General features: G+C 35.1%; 15 protein-coding genes. 14 read left to right on the top strand and 1 reads right to left on the bottom strand.

Annotated features, from left to right (window positions below; genetic code table 11):
* Positions 1 to 87: 87 nt before the first annotated feature.
* From FKZ43_RS10130 to FKZ43_RS10115, 4 genes are read left to right on the top strand one after another with little or no spacing between them, the layout of a single operon-like run.
* Positions 88 to 2,190 carry a M28 family metallopeptidase gene (locus FKZ43_RS10130; protein WP_140945778.1) on the top strand — a complete coding sequence of 701 codons (2,103 nt, stop codon included), beginning with the start codon at positions 88 to 90 and terminating at the stop codon, positions 2,188 to 2,190.
* Positions 2,187 to 3,125, top strand: a complete 939-nt coding sequence (locus FKZ43_RS10125; protein ID WP_140945777.1) for an SDR family oxidoreductase — start codon at positions 2,187 to 2,189, stop codon at positions 3,123 to 3,125. The genes FKZ43_RS10130 and FKZ43_RS10125 overlap by 4 nt, the downstream gene beginning before the upstream one ends.
* Positions 3,082 to 4,089, top strand: coding sequence for a methylmalonyl Co-A mutase-associated GTPase MeaB (gene meaB, locus FKZ43_RS10120; protein WP_235894748.1), 1,008 nt, complete (start codon positions 3,082 to 3,084; stop codon positions 4,087 to 4,089). The genes FKZ43_RS10125 and meaB overlap by 44 nt, the downstream gene beginning before the upstream one ends.
* 22 nt (positions 4,090 to 4,111) lie before the next feature.
* Positions 4,112 to 5,269 (top strand): acyl-CoA dehydrogenase, encoded by a 1,158-nt coding sequence (locus FKZ43_RS10115; RefSeq protein ID WP_140945776.1) that lies wholly within the window; start codon positions 4,112 to 4,114, stop codon positions 5,267 to 5,269.
* Here the strand turns inward: FKZ43_RS10115 and FKZ43_RS10110 are convergent.
* Positions 5,266 to 5,928, bottom strand: coding sequence for a ComF family protein (locus tag FKZ43_RS10110; RefSeq protein ID WP_181180339.1), 663 nt, complete (start codon positions 5,926 to 5,928; stop codon positions 5,266 to 5,268). The two genes, FKZ43_RS10115 and FKZ43_RS10110, sit on opposite strands and share 4 nt — an antisense overlap.
* 148 nt (positions 5,929 to 6,076) lie before the next feature.
* Here FKZ43_RS10110 and tsaD point away from each other — a divergent pair, with 148 nt between their 5' ends.
* From tsaD to pstC, 10 genes are all read left to right on the top strand, one after another.
* Complete coding sequence (gene tsaD, locus FKZ43_RS10105; protein ID WP_140945774.1) at positions 6,077 to 7,096, top strand: tRNA (adenosine(37)-N6)-threonylcarbamoyltransferase complex transferase subunit TsaD; 1,020 nt, start codon at positions 6,077 to 6,079, stop codon at positions 7,094 to 7,096.
* A 1-nt stretch (position 7,097) separates the two neighbouring features.
* On the top strand, positions 7,098 to 7,886 hold the full coding sequence (gene trpA, locus FKZ43_RS10100; RefSeq protein WP_140945773.1) for a tryptophan synthase subunit alpha: 789 nt from the start codon (positions 7,098 to 7,100) through the stop codon (positions 7,884 to 7,886).
* Positions 7,870 to 9,228 carry an endolytic transglycosylase MltG gene (gene mltG / locus FKZ43_RS10095; RefSeq protein WP_140945772.1) on the top strand — a complete coding sequence of 453 codons (1,359 nt, stop codon included), beginning with the start codon at positions 7,870 to 7,872 and terminating at the stop codon, positions 9,226 to 9,228. The genes trpA and mltG overlap by 17 nt, the downstream gene beginning before the upstream one ends.
* 8 nt (positions 9,229 to 9,236) lie before the next feature.
* Positions 9,237 to 10,865, top strand: a complete 1,629-nt coding sequence (locus FKZ43_RS10090) for a hypothetical protein (protein ID WP_140945771.1) — start codon at positions 9,237 to 9,239, stop codon at positions 10,863 to 10,865.
* Complete coding sequence (locus tag FKZ43_RS10085) at positions 10,841 to 11,449, top strand: UbiX family flavin prenyltransferase (RefSeq protein WP_140945770.1); 609 nt, start codon at positions 10,841 to 10,843, stop codon at positions 11,447 to 11,449. The genes FKZ43_RS10090 and FKZ43_RS10085 overlap by 25 nt, the downstream gene beginning before the upstream one ends.
* A gap of 14 nt (positions 11,450 to 11,463) precedes the next feature.
* Positions 11,464 to 12,621: a DmpA family aminopeptidase gene (locus FKZ43_RS10080; RefSeq protein ID WP_235894747.1), complete on the top strand. Its 1,158-nt coding sequence runs from the start codon at positions 11,464 to 11,466 to the stop codon at positions 12,619 to 12,621.
* Positions 12,618 to 13,322: a response regulator gene (locus FKZ43_RS10075; protein ID WP_140945768.1), complete on the top strand. Its 705-nt coding sequence runs from the start codon at positions 12,618 to 12,620 to the stop codon at positions 13,320 to 13,322. Before FKZ43_RS10080 ends, FKZ43_RS10075 begins: the two co-directional genes overlap by 4 nt.
* Entirely contained in the window at positions 13,319 to 14,635 is a 1,317-nt protein-coding gene (locus FKZ43_RS10070) for an ATP-binding protein (RefSeq protein ID WP_140945767.1), read from the top strand. Before FKZ43_RS10075 ends, FKZ43_RS10070 begins: the two co-directional genes overlap by 4 nt.
* An 82-nt stretch (positions 14,636 to 14,717) precedes the next feature.
* Positions 14,718 to 15,797 carry a phosphate ABC transporter substrate-binding protein PstS gene (gene pstS / locus FKZ43_RS10065; RefSeq protein ID WP_140945766.1) on the top strand — a complete coding sequence of 360 codons (1,080 nt, stop codon included), beginning with the start codon at positions 14,718 to 14,720 and terminating at the stop codon, positions 15,795 to 15,797.
* Positions 15,784 to 16,653 (top strand): phosphate ABC transporter permease subunit PstC, encoded by an 870-nt coding sequence (gene pstC, locus FKZ43_RS10060; protein ID WP_235894746.1) that lies wholly within the window; start codon positions 15,784 to 15,786, stop codon positions 16,651 to 16,653. The genes pstS and pstC overlap by 14 nt, the downstream gene beginning before the upstream one ends.
* The last annotated feature ends 4 nt before the right edge of the window (positions 16,654 to 16,657 follow it).

Genomic DNA, 16,657 nt, shown 5'->3' with positions numbered 1-16,657 from the left:
CTCATCAAAAAATTCAAAATCGTTATTGCAAATAGCAAAATACAACACTTGAAATTTTAGTAAATCTTTTTTATTTTTCCGAAAAAAATGAAAATAACTAATCTACTTTACCAAATTTTAGCCTACGCTTTTTTCATTCAAACGCTTTTTCCACAAGAAATTACTGGATTTCTTCCGCAAAATGTCGGTACTCATATTGAATGGGAGCGCAAATTTTTGTCTCTTCCTAAAGCGGGTAATTGTGAAAAGCATTTGTTTATTTTGACCGAGGAGCCCCATCCCGCAGGTAGTGAAGCCAGCGATAAAGTTGTGAAATATATTGATAGCGTGTTCAAATCCTATGGATTAACCTCAAAAGTATTTGAGTATTGGGCTTATCTTCCATATCCTGAGGAAGTTTCGCTTGAGTTGATACAGCCCGAGGTTGTTAAGTTTGAACTAAAGGAGACGACTTGGTTGTGGGATAAAGATACATATGACGATAACATCTTTACATTTTACAATGCCTATTCACCGGATGGGGTAGTTGAGGGGCAAGTTGTATATGTAAATTATGGTCTCCCTGAAGATTATAAAAAGCTTAAAGAACTCGGTGTTGATGTAAAAGGGAAAATTGTTATAGCAAGATATGGTAAATCATTTAGAGGAGTTAAAGCGAAAGTTGCGGAAGAAAATGGTGCACTGGGATTAATAATTTACTCTGACCCAATGGATGATGGGTATATGAAAGGCGATGTTTATCCGAGGGGTCCTTGGAGACCAGAGGAAGCTGTACAAAGGGGGAGTATTTATTATATGTTTGAATATCCGGGTGATCCATTGACACCTGGTTATCCAGCTCTAAAAGATGCAAAAAGAATTTCACCTGAATCAGCAAAAAGTTTGCCTAAAATTCCAACAATGCCCGTTTCCTATAAAATTGCAAAAAAGATACTTGAAAACTTGTCAGGAATGAATGTCCCGGAAGGTTGGCAGGGAGGTTTGCCTTTCGCTTATCATGTTGGACCTGGACCAGCTAAGGTTAAAATGAAAATTAAATCCGATTGGAAAGTTAGACGAATTCAAAATGTCGTTGCAGAATTGAAAGGATTTGTTGAGCCAGAGAAAAAAATAATACTTGGAAATCATCATGACGCTTGGGTTTATGGTGCTGTGGACCCAAATAGTGGCACATCTGTGATGCTGGAAACAGCAAGAACATTATCAGAACTTGTTAAAAGCGGATGGAAACCAAAGCGAAGCATACTATTTTGCGCCTGGGATGCTGAAGAATATGGATTAATTGGTTCAACTGAATGGGTTGAGGAAAATTTAAAAGATTTGTCTGAAAATGCAATTGTTTATGTTAACATTGATGCTGCTGTCTCTGGTAAAAATTTCAACGCAATCTCTGTTCCTTCTCTTGATAATTTTATTCAAGAAGTAATAAAAAATGTGAATGACCCAGAATCAGGTAATAGTATTTTTTATGAGATGTGGTTAAAACAAAATAAAGAAAATGGGAAAAAATACAATCCAGATTCGGCAAAGGTTAAAATTGGGAGATTGGGAAGTGGTTCAGATTACACAGCTTTTCTTGACTATGCTGGAATTCCTTCAATAGATTTGAGTTTTTCTGGAAATTACGGCGTTTATCACTCACAACTGGACAATTTTTACTGGATGAAAAATTTTGGAGACCCAAGTTTTAAATATCATGAAACGATGGTAAAAATAGTCGGTTTAATTCTGATGAGATTAAGTTCATGCGACTATCTTCCATTTGATTATTTTAATTACGCCATTGAGATAGAGAAGTATATAAATGACATAGATAGTATTTTTTCAGAGGAATTGAAAAGTGCTAATTTGAATCTTTCAGGTTTGAAAGATAAGGTTTCAAAGTTAAAGGATTTAACAATGGAATTAAAGGAAAAGCAAAAAATGTTATTGCAAATTGAAACACAAAAAATAGAAAGAAAATTCACACCAAAGGAAGGATTGTGGAACAGAAATTGGTATAAACACAGAATTTATGCGCCAGGTTATTATCAAGGTTATGGATATCAATCTTTGCCAGGGATTACCGAGGCATTATCTTTTGGCAATTTTGAAGTTGCTAAAAATGAAATTAAATTATTAGAAAAAATTTTGGATGATGTAAATTCTTATCTGCAAAATTTATTAAAAACAAAATCGGGTAATAAATGAAGATATTAGTAACAGGTGGAGCTGGTTTTATTGGCTCTCATGTTGTTGATGCTTATTTAGAACTCGGTCACGAGGTAGTAGTTGTTGATAATTTGTCAAGCGGAAGTATTGAAAACCTCAACCCAAAGGCAAAATTTTACAAGATGGATATAAGAGACAGTGATATTGAAGATTTATTTAAGAATGAAAAGCCAGATGTTGTAAATCACCATGCTGCACAAATGGATGTTAGGAAATCGGTTGAAGATCCAATCTATGATGCGGATGTAAATATAATTGGAAGTTTGAATCTACTTCAGAACTGTGTCAGGTATGGAGTAAAGAAATTTATATTCGCATCAACTGGTGGAGCTATTTACGGGGAACAAGATTATTTCCCTGCTGATGAAGACCATCCGACAAGACCTTTATCCCCATATGGTGTTGCTAAGTTAGCGGTTGAGAAATATCTTTATTTTTACAAGGAAGTTTACGCTTTAAACTATGTTGTTTTGAGGTATGCCAATATCTACGGTCCAAGGCAAAACCCCCATGGCGAAGCTGGTGTTGTAGCTATTTTCACAAGTAAAATGTTAAAAGGTGAGCAACCAGTAATAAATGGAGATGGTTTTCAAACAAGAGATTATACATTCGTTGGGGATGTAGTTAGAGCGAATGTTTTAGCGCTAAGTTATGATAAATCAGATATTTTCAACATTGGAACAGGCATTGAAACGGATGTTAACACGTTATTTCACAAGTTAAAACAACTAACGGGCGCAAATTGCGATGAGTTTCATGGACCTGCTAAGCCCGGTGAGCAGAGAAGAAGTGTTATAAGTTATGAAAAGATCTATAAAACGCTCGGATGGAAACCTATGACTTCTCTTGATGACGGATTAAGGTTAACCGTTGAGTTTTTTAAAAACAAATTTAAATCTCAATTTGATAATTGATTTAGTCAATAAAATTGTAAATGGTGATTTTAAGGCGATTTCAAAAGCTATATCAATTATTGAGAACAATTATTCTGAAAGTGAAGAACTCATTAGGAAAATTTATCCTTATACGGGCAAATCTTACAAAATTGGCATAACAGGTCCTCCGGGTGCTGGAAAAAGTACTATTGTTTTTCAACTTACGAAACTTTTAAGAAGGGAGGGAGCAAAGGTTGGTATAATTGCTGTTGATCCAACAAGCCCTTTTACGGGGGGATCGCTTCTTGGAGATAGAGTTAGGATGAATGAGTTATCACTTGATGGTGGTGTTTTCATAAGAAGTATGGCAACGAGAGGAAGTTTGGGTGGTCTAAGTAAAAGGGCAGATGAGGCTGGGGATATACTTGATTCAGCTGGATTTGATTATATAATTTTTGAAACAGTTGGAGTTGGACAATCGGAACTTGATGTTGTAAAAGTCGCAGATACGATAGTGGTTGTCTTGGTTCCCGAATCTGGTGATTCAATCCAAGCGATGAAGGCAGGATTGATGGAAATAGCCGATATTTTCGTGTTAAACAAAAGCGATCGCGAGGGGGCTGATGTGGCGGTTAATTCAATAAAAAGTGTATTGAGCTTTAGACAAAAGTTGGATCAGTGGGAAATAAATGTGATAAAAACCATCGCAAGTTCAGGTCAAGGGGTGGATGAATTATTAAATGAAATAAAAAAGCACAGAGATTTTTTATTTAGAACAGGGGAATTTTATAAAAGAAGAAAGGATAAATTGAAGTTCAAGATAAAGGAAATTATTGAAGAAAGGTTAAGGAAAAATTTCTGGACTATTGAAAGGGAGAAGATTCTTGACGAAAAAATTTCTTCTTTGGAATTGCCGAAAGCAAATCCATTTGAAATAGCTGAAGAACTAATTGAAAATTTTTACCAAAAGAATTTTTTGAACGAAACCAAAAGTTTCCATTAAAAACAAAATATCATCCATAAAGATGGATTTCTATTTAACCGAAACACAGAAGCAAGTGAAGCAACTTGCAAGGGATTTCGCGGAAAAAGAAATTGCACCATATGTTAGAAAATACGATGAGAAAGGTGAGTTCCCATTTGAAATAATGAAAAAACTCGGAGAAATTGGTTTCCTCGGGATAACATTCCCGGAGGAATATGGTGGTTCAGGGTTGAAATACCTTGATTATGTTGCCATAATTGAGGAAATAAGCAGAGTAGATCCATCTATAGGGTTGAGCGTTGCTGCTCATAATGGACTTTGCACGAATCATATATATTGCTTTGGTGATGAAAATCAAAAACGAAAGTATTTACCTGAACTTTGCACAGGGAAGAAAATAGGGGCTTGGGCTTTAACGGAACCGCAAGCCGGAAGCGATGCAGCAAATTTATTAACAACAGCGGTTAAAGAAAACAGCTGCTACATATTGAACGGTAACAAAGCTTTTACCACACATGGAAGCGTTGGTGATGTGATCGTTGTCATGGCTGTGACGGATAAAACCAAAGGCAAGAACGGTATATCATCTTTTATAGTTGAAAAGGGTTATGATGGGATTATAGTTGGGAAAAAGGAAGATAAGCTTGGGATGAGGGCAAGCGATACTTGCTCGTTAATTTTTGATAATTGTAAAGTTCCGGTGGAAAATTTAATTGGGGAAGAGGGTCAAGGTTATAAACAAGCAATGGAGATACTCGCTGGCGGAAGGATAGGCATCGCAGCGTTGTCAGTTGGTCTCGCACAGGGTGCTTTTGAGTTAAGTTTAAAATACGCAAAGGAAAGAAAAGCATTTGGCAAGTATATCGCTGAATTTCAAGCTATTCAGTGGAAACTCGCAGATATGGCCACGCAAATAGAATCAGCACGATTGCTTACTTATAAAGCAGCATATTTAAAAGATCAAGGAAAGGATTACTCACTTCATGCTTCTATGGCGAAGTATTTTGCGAGTGAGGTTGCTGTGAGGTGCGCCATTGAAGCAGTGCAAATATACGGCGGATATGGCTATATAAAAGAATATCCGGTTGAGAAATTTTATAGGGATGCAAAGCTTTTAACTATAGGGGAGGGGACAAGTGAAATTCAAAAAATAATAATAGCGAATAAAATTTTAAAGGAAATGGTTCAAATTGATTAAGCAATTGCAACAGATAAAGCATAAATTTTATCAGCACCATTTTGCTTCAAAACATTAGCGCACTCTATAATTGTTGAACCCGTTGTTATCACATCGTCAACAACAATGAACTTCTTACCAACAATGAAATCTTTATATTTGTTTTTAACTTTAAAAGCATCTTTAACATTTTCTCTTCTTTCGTGGAGATTTAACTTAGTTTGCGTTTGAGTGTTTCTTACCCTAACCAAAAGGTCGCTAATAACTTTAATTCCTATAACTTTGCTTACCCCGAGCGCGATTAACTCGCTTTGATTATAACCTCTTTCGCGTTTTCTTATTTTATGAAGGGGAACGGGAAGAAGCGCATCCGCGGTAATGAAGTCGTGTTCATCTCTTATAGATGAGCCAAGAATTTCGCCAAGAATTTTCCCAATTGATCGTTTATTGTTGTATTTCATCTCGTGAATTAACTTCTGGACTATTGTATTTTCTTCAAAGTGAAAACATGAGAACGCTTTACTTATAAAGCCCCCAGCAAATTTTTCCTCAAATTTTCTCTCTATATCAAAACGATCAACTCTTTCAATTTTACTGAGGCATTCTTTACAAACTATCATCTTGCTATCCTCAAGATACTTTCCACAAATTTCACACTCTGAAATAAAGACGAAATCCATAAAAGAGCGTATGAGTAACTTAAAACCTTGCGCAATCATTCGGATAACTTTTTCTTTTTCTTATTATACAAAACTTTGTCTTGTTTTAAAAAATTTCTTGAATTAAATACATCTTTTGATTAACTTTTTCAAAAAGTCCACCTTTAAGATGGTTGTGCTTGGAATAGAGACATCATGTGATGAAACATCCGCAGCGGTTCTGAAGAATGGGAATTTATTGTCAAGCGTTGTATCATCGCAGTATTTTCATTCAAAATATGGCGGAGTTGTCCCGGAACTTGCATCAAGGGCACATCAAAAGATAATTGTGCAGGTTGTAGGTGAAGCGATTAATTTGGCAGGGATAAGTAAAGGTGATATAAATGCCATTGCTGTAACATACGGACCTGGGTTAATTGGTTCACTTCTTGTAGGAGTGAGTTTTGCAAAGGCAATGGCTTATGCGTTAAAAATCCCAATAATTGGAGTAAATCACATTGAGGGACATATTTTCTCTGTTTTCTTATCTAATGAAAGTCCAGAGCCACCATTTATTTCACTTGTCATTTCTGGAGGTCATACTATGTTGGTTCTTGTGGAAAACCTTCTAAATTTCAAACTACTCGGGCAAACAAGAGATGACGCAGCTGGGGAGGCATTTGACAAAGTCGCAAAACTACTTGGTCTTGGATATCCAGGTGGACCAATTATTGATAAATTATCTCGGGAAGGTGATCCAAATTTTGTTAAATTTCCCAAGCCAATCCCATCAAAGCGAACCTCAGGTTATGAATTTAGCTTTAGCGGATTAAAGACGGCGGTGCTATATTATCTTAAAAGAATAAACTTCCAAAATCTCAGTGAGGATGAGAAAAAGAAATTTATACCAAATATCTGCGCCAGTTTTCAAAAAGCAGTTGTTGATGGTCTCGTTGAGCAAACTTTCAAAGCAGCGATGGACTTTAATATCAAAAGTATATCAGTAGTTGGAGGTGTCGCTGCAAATTCAGAGTTAAGGAAAAGAATGGCTGAAAAAGCTAATGAGCTAGGTTTTAAACTTTACATCCCGGATCTTACATTTTGCACAGACAATGCGGGAATGATAGCTTATGCTGGATATGTTAAGTTGAAAAACGGAATAAAAAGTGATTTAGAAATCTCACCAATTCCAAATTTAAAAATTGGATGAGATGAACAGAATTGAAAGGGTTTTAAAAAAAGGTGAAAAAATGCTTATACCCTATATAACACCGGAATTTCCTTTACCTGGTGTAACTTTGCAACTTCTTGAAGCGCTTGCAAAATCTGGTGCTGATATGATAGAAGTTGGAATCCCCTTCAGCGACCCTATAGCAGATGGTGTAACGATTCAAAATTCATCTTTGGTAGCTTTAAAAAATGGCATCACCCTAAAAAAAATTTTTGATCTCGTTTCATTGTTCAGAAGAAATTTTGACACGCCGATTATTCTGATGGGATATGCAAATTCAATTATAAGTGGAGGGCTTGAAAAATTTATCTTTGACGCAGTTAATTCAGGAGTTGACGGTTTAATTGTTCCTGATTTGCCAGTTGATGAAGCGGAAAATTTAATTGATGTATCCAAAACCTATGGTCTAAGCAATATATTTCTTGTTGCACCAAACTCAAGCGAGGAGAGAATAAAACTTATCTCTGAAAAATCAACACATTTCATCTATTGCGTTTCAATAACAGGGGTAACTGGTGAAAGAGAAAATTTCGGTGACGGTGAGTTCGTTAATTTTATGAGTAAGGTAAGAAAATTTTCTACAAAACCTTTTGTCGTTGGCTTCGGCATTTCAAAAAGAGAACATGTTTTGAAGGTGTGGGAATGGGCAATGGGTGCTGTTGTTGGTTCAGCTTTGATAAAAAAACTATCAAACGCAAGTGATGTGTCAATGTGTGTTAAAATAGCTTCAGAATTTTTATCTGAGCTAAAATATGGGTCTTTTCAGTAGAAAAAATAAGTATGATGAAATTGAAAAATGGCGCAAAAAAATTGATAAGATTGATATCAAGATAGTTCGTCTCTTAAATAGAAGAGCTAAATACGCAGATGAAATAGGGAAATTAAAACAGGAGTTAAATTTGCCGATTTATTCACCGGAGAGGGAAAAACAGGTCATTGAAAATGTGACAAAACATAACTTCGGACCCTTGTCTGATATGGCGATCAAAAGGTTATATGAACGAATAATAGACGAATCAAGGCGACTTGAAAGAGAATCTGCCGAACAAAGGGAAAAACTAGAGCAGATTTACAAGTTTAAAGACGGCAATGTCAAGCTTTTAAATAATCTAAGATATTTAATCTTATTGCTTTCCCTCTCACTTCTTTTTTATTTAAACAAAAACCTTTTCATTATAAACACTCCCCCAATGAAATTAGAGATAATTGACATTCCTAAAAATTCATCCTTTAAGTATGTTTTGGAAACACTCAGCGAACGTGGTTTGATAAGGGACAAACTTTTGGCGCTAATTGTTTCAAAAGTTTTTGGCTATGACAAAAAGATAAAATCCGGGAGATATATTCTCAGTGATAACCTTCCGATAGCGGTTGTTATAAATGAAATAGTAAACCCTAAACTTGTATTTTCGGTTACCGTTACAATTCCAGAGGGATTAACTGCCAAAAGGATCGCTGGAATTTTAAAGTCAAAGGTTGGTATTGATTCTGTAAAATTTATGTCGCTTGTAAATTCGCCAGAATTTGCAAGGGAACTCGGAATTGAATCTAACACCCTTGAGGGATACCTAATGCCTGACACATATAATTTTATTTGGGGAGATGAGGAAGAGAATATAATTTTAAGGTTGCTTGAAGAATTCAAAAGGTTTTACAATGACACTTTGAAAATAAGAACTAAAGAACTTGGCTTTACAATTCATCAGGTTGTTACTCTTGCATCAATTGTTGAAGGCGAGGCAATGTACGAGGATGAAAAACCGAAGATAGCTGGGGTATATTTAAACCGTTTAAAAAGGAACATGCCACTTGAAGCAGATCCAACAATTCAATACATAATACCTGACGGACCAAGGCGACTTTATTATAAAGATTTGACAATTCAATCTCCGTATAACACTTACCTCAATAAGGGATTACCACCCGGACCTGTTAACAACCCTGGTAAAAGTTCCATACTTGCTGTTTTGTATCCCGAAAAACATAAATTTCTTTACTTTGTCTCAGATGGGAAAGGACGACATGTATTTTCAAAGACATATGAAGAACATCTCTCTGCCGTGAGAAGGTACAGAAAACTTTTAGTTTCAAAGAAAAGCGAAAAAAATTGATTTTATCAATGCTTCGGGAAATTTTAAAATTTATTTTTAAAGTTGACCTTAGAGCAGTTAGAAGTGGGAAAGTCAAATATAAGAGGATTTATTCAATCCTTACAGTAAATTTTTTGTGGTTTTTATTTTTAAGTTTGTCGGTTGCGTTTTCAGAGTCACAGGATACAAGTTTTAAAAGTTTCGCCCTTGATTTTGTTTTAATTATTTTATCACTTGAATTTTTCCTTATATTCCTTTCTGTTTTAACTGAATTTGAAACATTAATTATAAACCAAACGGAAATAGAGTTATTTTCCTTTCTGCCAATAAATTCCAATAGTTATAAGATCGCAAAGTTTCTTAACTTTTTGTTTTATATACTTTTGCTGAGTTCATCCTTCAATATAGCGCCTGGATTGGTTTTGTTTTTTTTCTCTTCGCTTGTTTATGGGCTATCGTGGGGAAGGGGAATCTTAATTTTCATTTCCTACTTGATCACCTCTTTTTTATTCGCAATTTCAATCTCAAATATCGTTATTCTTTTTATATTTTTGATGAGATTAGGAAGCAAAGATTTGAATCGCTTCATTTTGCCCTTTCAAATTTTAGTTGTTTTCTTGACATTTTTTGTTTACCAAGTTTTAAATAGATACTTATTAAGTTCAACTTCCACAATAAACTTATTTGATAAATTTGTTGGTGATACATTTTTTTCTCACACTCCACCGGTTATTTTCTCAAAAATCTTCGCATTCTTTTCTGGGATTGACGGTAGTTTTAAAGTTTTTGAAACTTTACTTGCATTGTTTATTTCAATCTTGCTTGCTTTTTTGAATATATCTTTCATGGGCATCAAAAACTTGCTGGATATGCTTGAGCAAAAATACAAAAGGAAAAAAACACGAAAATTTATTCCAGCGCTTTTTAAAATATCAAAAAGTGTTCTTTTTAAAAATGAAATTGAGGTCGCTTTTTACGGGTTAATTTATGCTTATTTAAAACGGGATAGAAGCGTTAGGATAAAAATTTTAACTGCATTTACGATATCCGTTGCTATTGCTATTTATATTTTAACATTTAACGAGATTGATAATCCAATTGTGAAACCAACATCCCGAGCTAATGTAATAATGCTATTAACACTTATTTTCACAGCATCGGTTGGAGTAACGACATTTATAAATCACAGGGATTTTAAAGCAAGTTGGATTTATAATTTTATTGAGCGAGATCAACTTAAAATGTCCATGAACGCTTTGGAAAAAGTTTTATGGTTTCACACTCTTTTCCCACTTATTGTCATCTTTTGTTTTGTATACTTAATTTTGGTAAGTGAAATAGAAATTATCCTCACGCACTTATTGATAACTGTTTTATTTGTGAAGATATTTTCCAATATCACCATGTTGATCTCAAACGCACCTCCATTTAGTAAACCGATTGATAAGATTTCGTCAAGCGAGAAAATTTACGCCAATCTTTTAACTTTACCTTTTACGATTTTAGCTATTATGCTTGAAAAGTGGTTTTACAGTTTTTTCAGGGGCAATTTATATCCAAATATATTTTGGTTTATAATGTTGTTGTTCATAGTTGAACGGTTCTTAAATAAAAAAGTTAAGGATAGTTTTAAATGGAAAACAATAGAAGAGTTATAATAGGTGTGACTGGGGCAAGTGGAGGGATTTACGCATTGAGAACCATAAGGGCTTTTTTAATTTATGGATTTGAAGTGCACCTTATTGTCTCTGATTATGGTAATTTTGTTTTAAAGGATGAATGTGGCGTTGATTTGAAGCTAAATGATCCGATGTCAGTTTTTGAATCAATTTATGGTAAGGAAGTTTTGAGAGGTTCTATAGTAAAGTATAGTCACAAGGATATGACAGCGAGAATTTCAAGTGGTTCATTTGAATCTGACGGTATGGTTGTTGTGCCTTGTTCAGTTAAAACGCTTTCCGGAATTGCAAGTGGAACATCTTCAAATTTAATTGAGCGTTCAGCGGATGTTTGTTTGAAGGAGAATCGTCTTCTTGTACTTGTTTTCAGGGAGACGCCGTTAAATTTAATTCACATTCAAAATATGTTGATGCTTGTACAAGCGGGGGCAAAGATTTTACCTGCATCCCCAGCTTTTTATCACAAACCTAAAAATTTTGATGATTTGGCGGATTTCATCGCAGGAAAGATTTTGTCGCTTTTTAAAGTTGAACATAATCTTTACAAGAAATGGGGAGAGTAATTATGTGGTTTTTGATGTTTTTGATAATTTTTCAACAAATTTTATTATGTCAAATGGAAGTTAAAGACGAAAAAAGATACAGAGCAAGGGAACTTGGATTAGTAGTTGGTGTCTTACCACCTGGGAAATTTAACGCAATAACTGATGTCAAAGGTATAAAAGTTGGTCATAAAACAATTATTCTTGGAGATAGCATAAGGACAGGTGTGACGGTTATAATTCCGCATGATGGAGACATTTTCAGAGAGAAAGTTCCATGCGCTTTTTACGCGGGCAACGCCTTTGGTAAATTTTTCGGCTCAACACAAATTGAGGAACTCGGCGAGCTTGAAACACCGATCGCTCTTACGAATACTCTTGCTGTACCAATCGTTGCAGACGCATTAATTCAATATACGCTTGAAAGATCTGGAAAAGATATTCGTTCAATAAATCCAGTAGTTGGCGAGACAAACGATGGTTATTTGAACAAAATACAGGAAAGAGTTATAACATATCAAGATGTTTTTGAAGCAATCAGCACTGCAAGAACAGGCGAGGTTGAAGAAGGTTCGGTTGGAGCTGGAACTGGAACTATTGCTTTTGGGTGGAAGGGTGGTATAGGGACAGCTTCAAGAGTTTTACCTAAAAATCTTGGTGGTTGGACTGTTGGTGTCTTGGTTCAAACAAATTTTGGTGGCATTTTAACTATTAATGGAGCACCAGTTGGGCTTGAGCTTGGAAGATTTTATCTCAAAGATGAACTTGAAAAGGCAGATGGTTCAATCATAATTGTTGTTGCGACGGATGCTCCACTTATGCCAAGTCAATTAAAACGGCTTGCAAAAAGGGCGATGCTTGGCTTAGCAAGAACTGGCTCACCTTCAACAAATGGCAGTGGTGATTATGTGATAGCTTTCTCTGTCAACCAAGATTGCAGAATAAAACAATCTGATGACATTTACACGCCACAAACTATAAAAGTCCTACCTAATTCAGCTTTATCACCGCTTTTTCAAGCGGTTGTTGAAGCTACTGAAGAGGCGATTTATAACTCCCTTTTTAAAGCAAAAACTATAAGCGGATACATGGGACGAAAAGTTGAAGCCATACCAATCCAAAAGGTGATTGAAATTTTGCAAAAGTATAATGTTTTGAATTATGATAAAAAATTTAAGTTAAAGCAAAAATGAAAAGTAAAACAATCGCAATAATTGAGGATGATCAAGATATTCTTGAACTAATTTCTCTCCATGTGCAAAAAGCTGGCTTCAAAGCGAGAAAATTTTCAAATGCTGAAAGCTTTTTAAAGTATCTCGGAACAGATATTCCTGACTTTGTAATTCTTGATCTGATGCTTCCAGATATTGATGGGCTTGAAGTTTGTAAAAGTTTGAGAAATAACCCAAAAACGAGAAATATCCCAATTATAATTTTAACCGCTAAGACCGAGGAACCTGACAAAATTGTTGGTCTTGAACTTGGGGCAGATGATTATGTAACAAAGCCATTTTCACCTAGGGAATTGATCGCTCGTATTAAGGCGATTTTGAGAAGAGCATCACTTTTGGAGCATGCTGAAAGTGGGAGTAGCAGTATCATTATTGGTAATTTGCGAATTGACCAGAACAAAATGGAAGTTTTCGTAAAGGACAAAAAAGTTGATCTAACTTTGACGGAGTTTAAAATTTTGACAAAACTTGCATCAAAACCCGGATGGGTTTTTTCAAGGGAACAATTAATCTCAGCGATTTGGGGTGGGGAAAAGGATGTCTTTGATAGAACTATTGATGTTCATATAAAGAAATTAAGGGATAAGCTGGGGGAAGCTGGTAAATTTATTAAAAGTGTTCGTGGTGTCGGTTATAAAATTGAAATGCCCGATGAAAAATGAGGGAATTTTTGCAAACGGTTTTCCTTTTTGTTCTCGTTACCATTGCATTAATTTTTAAACCGTTTATTGGATTAGCTCTTGCTATCTTTTTTCTAATATCCTTATGGAAGAGATTTTTAAAACCAATAGTTGAAATTAAAGCAAATTTTGCAAAGTTTTACAATAAAAAAATTGGAGCGAAAAGTGATTTTACTTCTTTAGATGATATTAAAGAAGGACTTCGGACAATTTACAGATATTACGAAAATTTGGAAAATGAGGTTGAAAACCTAAATTTTTACATTGATGTTCTCCTTGCCCTGTCTAATGATGCAATAGTTATATTTGATGAAAATGGCAAGATAAAAAATGTTAATCGGAAATTTAAAGAGATTTGTTCAAAGTGGAAAACAGCTGAGGAGGTTATAGGAAAACTTTATTGGGAAGTTATTCGCGATTTTGAATTAAATGAATTTATAAAAGAGACGGTATATAATTTAAAAGTTGGCGATAAAATAACTAATGAAATTGAAGTTTCAGAGAAAATTTACTATGCTAGTGCTTCCAAAACTAACTCAGGCGACATTATATTGCTACTTTCGGATATTTCCCTCCAGAGAGAGCTTGCCAACATAAAGCGTGAGCTTATTGATAACATATCACACGAACTGAAAACACCTCTTTCAAATATAAAAGGTTATATTGAAACGATTGAAGATGAAATCAAAAACTACAAAAGTAAAAAAGGGAAATTAAAGGAGATTTTAAATTATATTTCCCCATTGAAAAGGAACACGGAGCGACTCATTCACATAATAAGTGACCTTTTAATTTTATCCAAAATTGAATCAGGAGTAAAATTTGAGGATGAGCGGATTAACTTTAAAAATTTGCTTGAAGATATCTTAAGATTATTTGATAAACAACTGAAAGATAAAGGTTTATCCTGTAAAGTTGATATATCAAATAAATTACCTGAATTTTGGGGGGATAAATTCAAGTTGGAGCAGATGTTGTCTAATTTGATTGATAACGCCATTAAATACACTGAAAAAGGTGGGATAAAAATTAAAATTGATTCGGTAGGGAAAGACAAAATAAAAATTACTGTTGAAGATACCGGTATAGGGATACCGAAAGAGCACATACCGCGAATTTTTGAGCGCTTTTATGTGGTTGATAAGTCAAGGTCAAGACAACTTGGGGGGACAGGACTTGGTTTGTCAATAGTAAAGCATGTGGTTTTGTCCTATAATGGTGAGATAAAGGTTGAAAGTAAGGTTGGCGTTGGGACAAGGTTTGAAATTATATTGCCAGTTAGAAAAAAGGAATAAACCGATTTTTAACAATTATTTAACAAAAATTTAACATTTACAACTTAAATTCGTTTGAACAAAACAAAGCATCAACAAATCTATGAAAAGATTAAGATTAGTGGACTGGTTTTTAAGAAATTTCCCCTTATGCGTTTTCTTTTTTTTATATCTCTTAAACCCTGTTTTTTCTCAAAATAAGGAATTGCTTGGTGCTGGAGCAACATTTCCTTATGTTCTTTACTCTAAAATGTTTGATGTTTACTATAAGCAAACTGGGGTAAAAGTAAATTATCAATCAATTGGTTCTGGAGGAGGGATAAGGCAATTAAAAGAAAAAACCGTTGATTTTGGCGCATCTGATGCGTTCCTCTCTGATGAACAGTTATCTGAATTTGATGCTCCAGTTCTTCATATACCGATATGTCTTGGTGCAGTTGTGATAACATACAATCTTCCGGGAAACCCACAACTAAAATTAACCCCTGATGTTATAGCTGACATTTTCCTAGGTAAGATTAAAAGGTGGAATGATGAAAGAATTGCTAATTTGAATCCAGATGTAAAGTTACCAAGCTTAAATATAACGGTTGTTCATCGTTCCGATGGAAGCGGGACGACATTTGTTTTCACTGATTATCTATCTAAGGTAAGCAAGGAGTGGGCTCAAAGGGTTGGGCGAAACACTTCTGTTGCTTGGCCAGTTGGACTGGGAGGTAAAGGAAATGAAGGTGTAACTGGGCTTGTAAAACAAATTCCAGGTGCTATTGGCTATGTTGAGCTTATTTATGCGAAGCAGAATAAATTACCCGTTGCTATGGTTAAAAATAAGAGCGGTAAATTTGTAGTTCCGGAGCTTTCATCAATCACAGCATCAGCGAAAACTAAGATCCCTGATGATACAAGAGTTTCTATCACTGATACAGATGCTGAAGATGGATATCCGATAAGCAGTTTTACTTGGATACTTGTCTATAAAGAACAAAACTATAAAGGAAGGTCGGTTGAAAGAGCGAAGCAACTTATTAGGCTTCTCTGGTGGGCTGTTCATGAGGGTCAGGTTTATACTGAACCACTTGACTATGCGAAATTGCCGACTGAGGTTGTGAAAAAAGCTGAAAAAATTATAAAATCCATAACCTACAATGGCAAACCAGTTTATCAGGAGGTTGGGATTAAGTAGAGATAAAATTTTTAACCTATTCCTTATAATTTCAGCGGTTCTTTTGATAATTCTTGGTTCTGGGATTTTCATCAGTTTATTTAATGCTTCTTTGCTTGCCTTAAAAAAATTTGGTTTTTCCTTTTTCAGTGGGACGCAATGGAATCCTGTTAGTGAAGAGTTTGGAGCTTTACCATTTATTTATGGAACACTCTTGACTTCTTTTATCGCCCTTTTGCTCTCGTTTCCCTTTTCTCTTGCGATAATTATTGTTCTTGGTGAGTATTTCAAAAAGGGATTATTTGCCGAAGTTCTGAGATATTTAACTGAATTAATAGCTGGTGTTCCATCTGTTGTCCTTGGTTTTTGGGGTCTTTTTTTCCTTGTTCCAGTTATGCGTGAAATTGAAATTAAGCTCGGAGTTACCCCTTATGGCGTTGGCATATTAACTGCATCAGTTGTGCTTGCATTTATGATCCTACCTTACTCAGCTTCAATAGGGAAAGATGCTATGCGTCTCGTTCCAAACGATCTTAAAGAAGCAGCTTTTGCATTAGGTGCTACGCGATGGGAAATGATAAAAAAGGTTATGATACCATATGCGAGATCTGGAATAATTGCGGGGATAATTCTTTCGCTTGGTCGCGCCCTTGGGGAGACAATGGCAGTGACAATGGTGATAGGCAATTTTCATAGTATACCCGAAAATATATTCAGCCCCGGAAACACTATAGCAAGTATAATAGCCAACGAGTTCACTGAGGCAACTGGTGAAGTTTATCTTTCAAGTTTAATGTATCTTGGATTAACTCTTTTTCTCATCACGGCTATAGTAAACTTGGTAGGGAGGTTAATTTTAAAAAGATTGCAGCATTAAAACT

This window comes from Candidatus Thermokryptus mobilis (assembly GCF_900070205.1).
In the GTDB taxonomy this organism is placed as follows: domain Bacteria; phylum Bacteroidota; class Ignavibacteria; order Kryptoniales; family Kryptoniaceae; genus Kryptonium; species Kryptonium mobile.
This window is presented reverse-complemented; position numbering and strand designations above follow the sequence as displayed.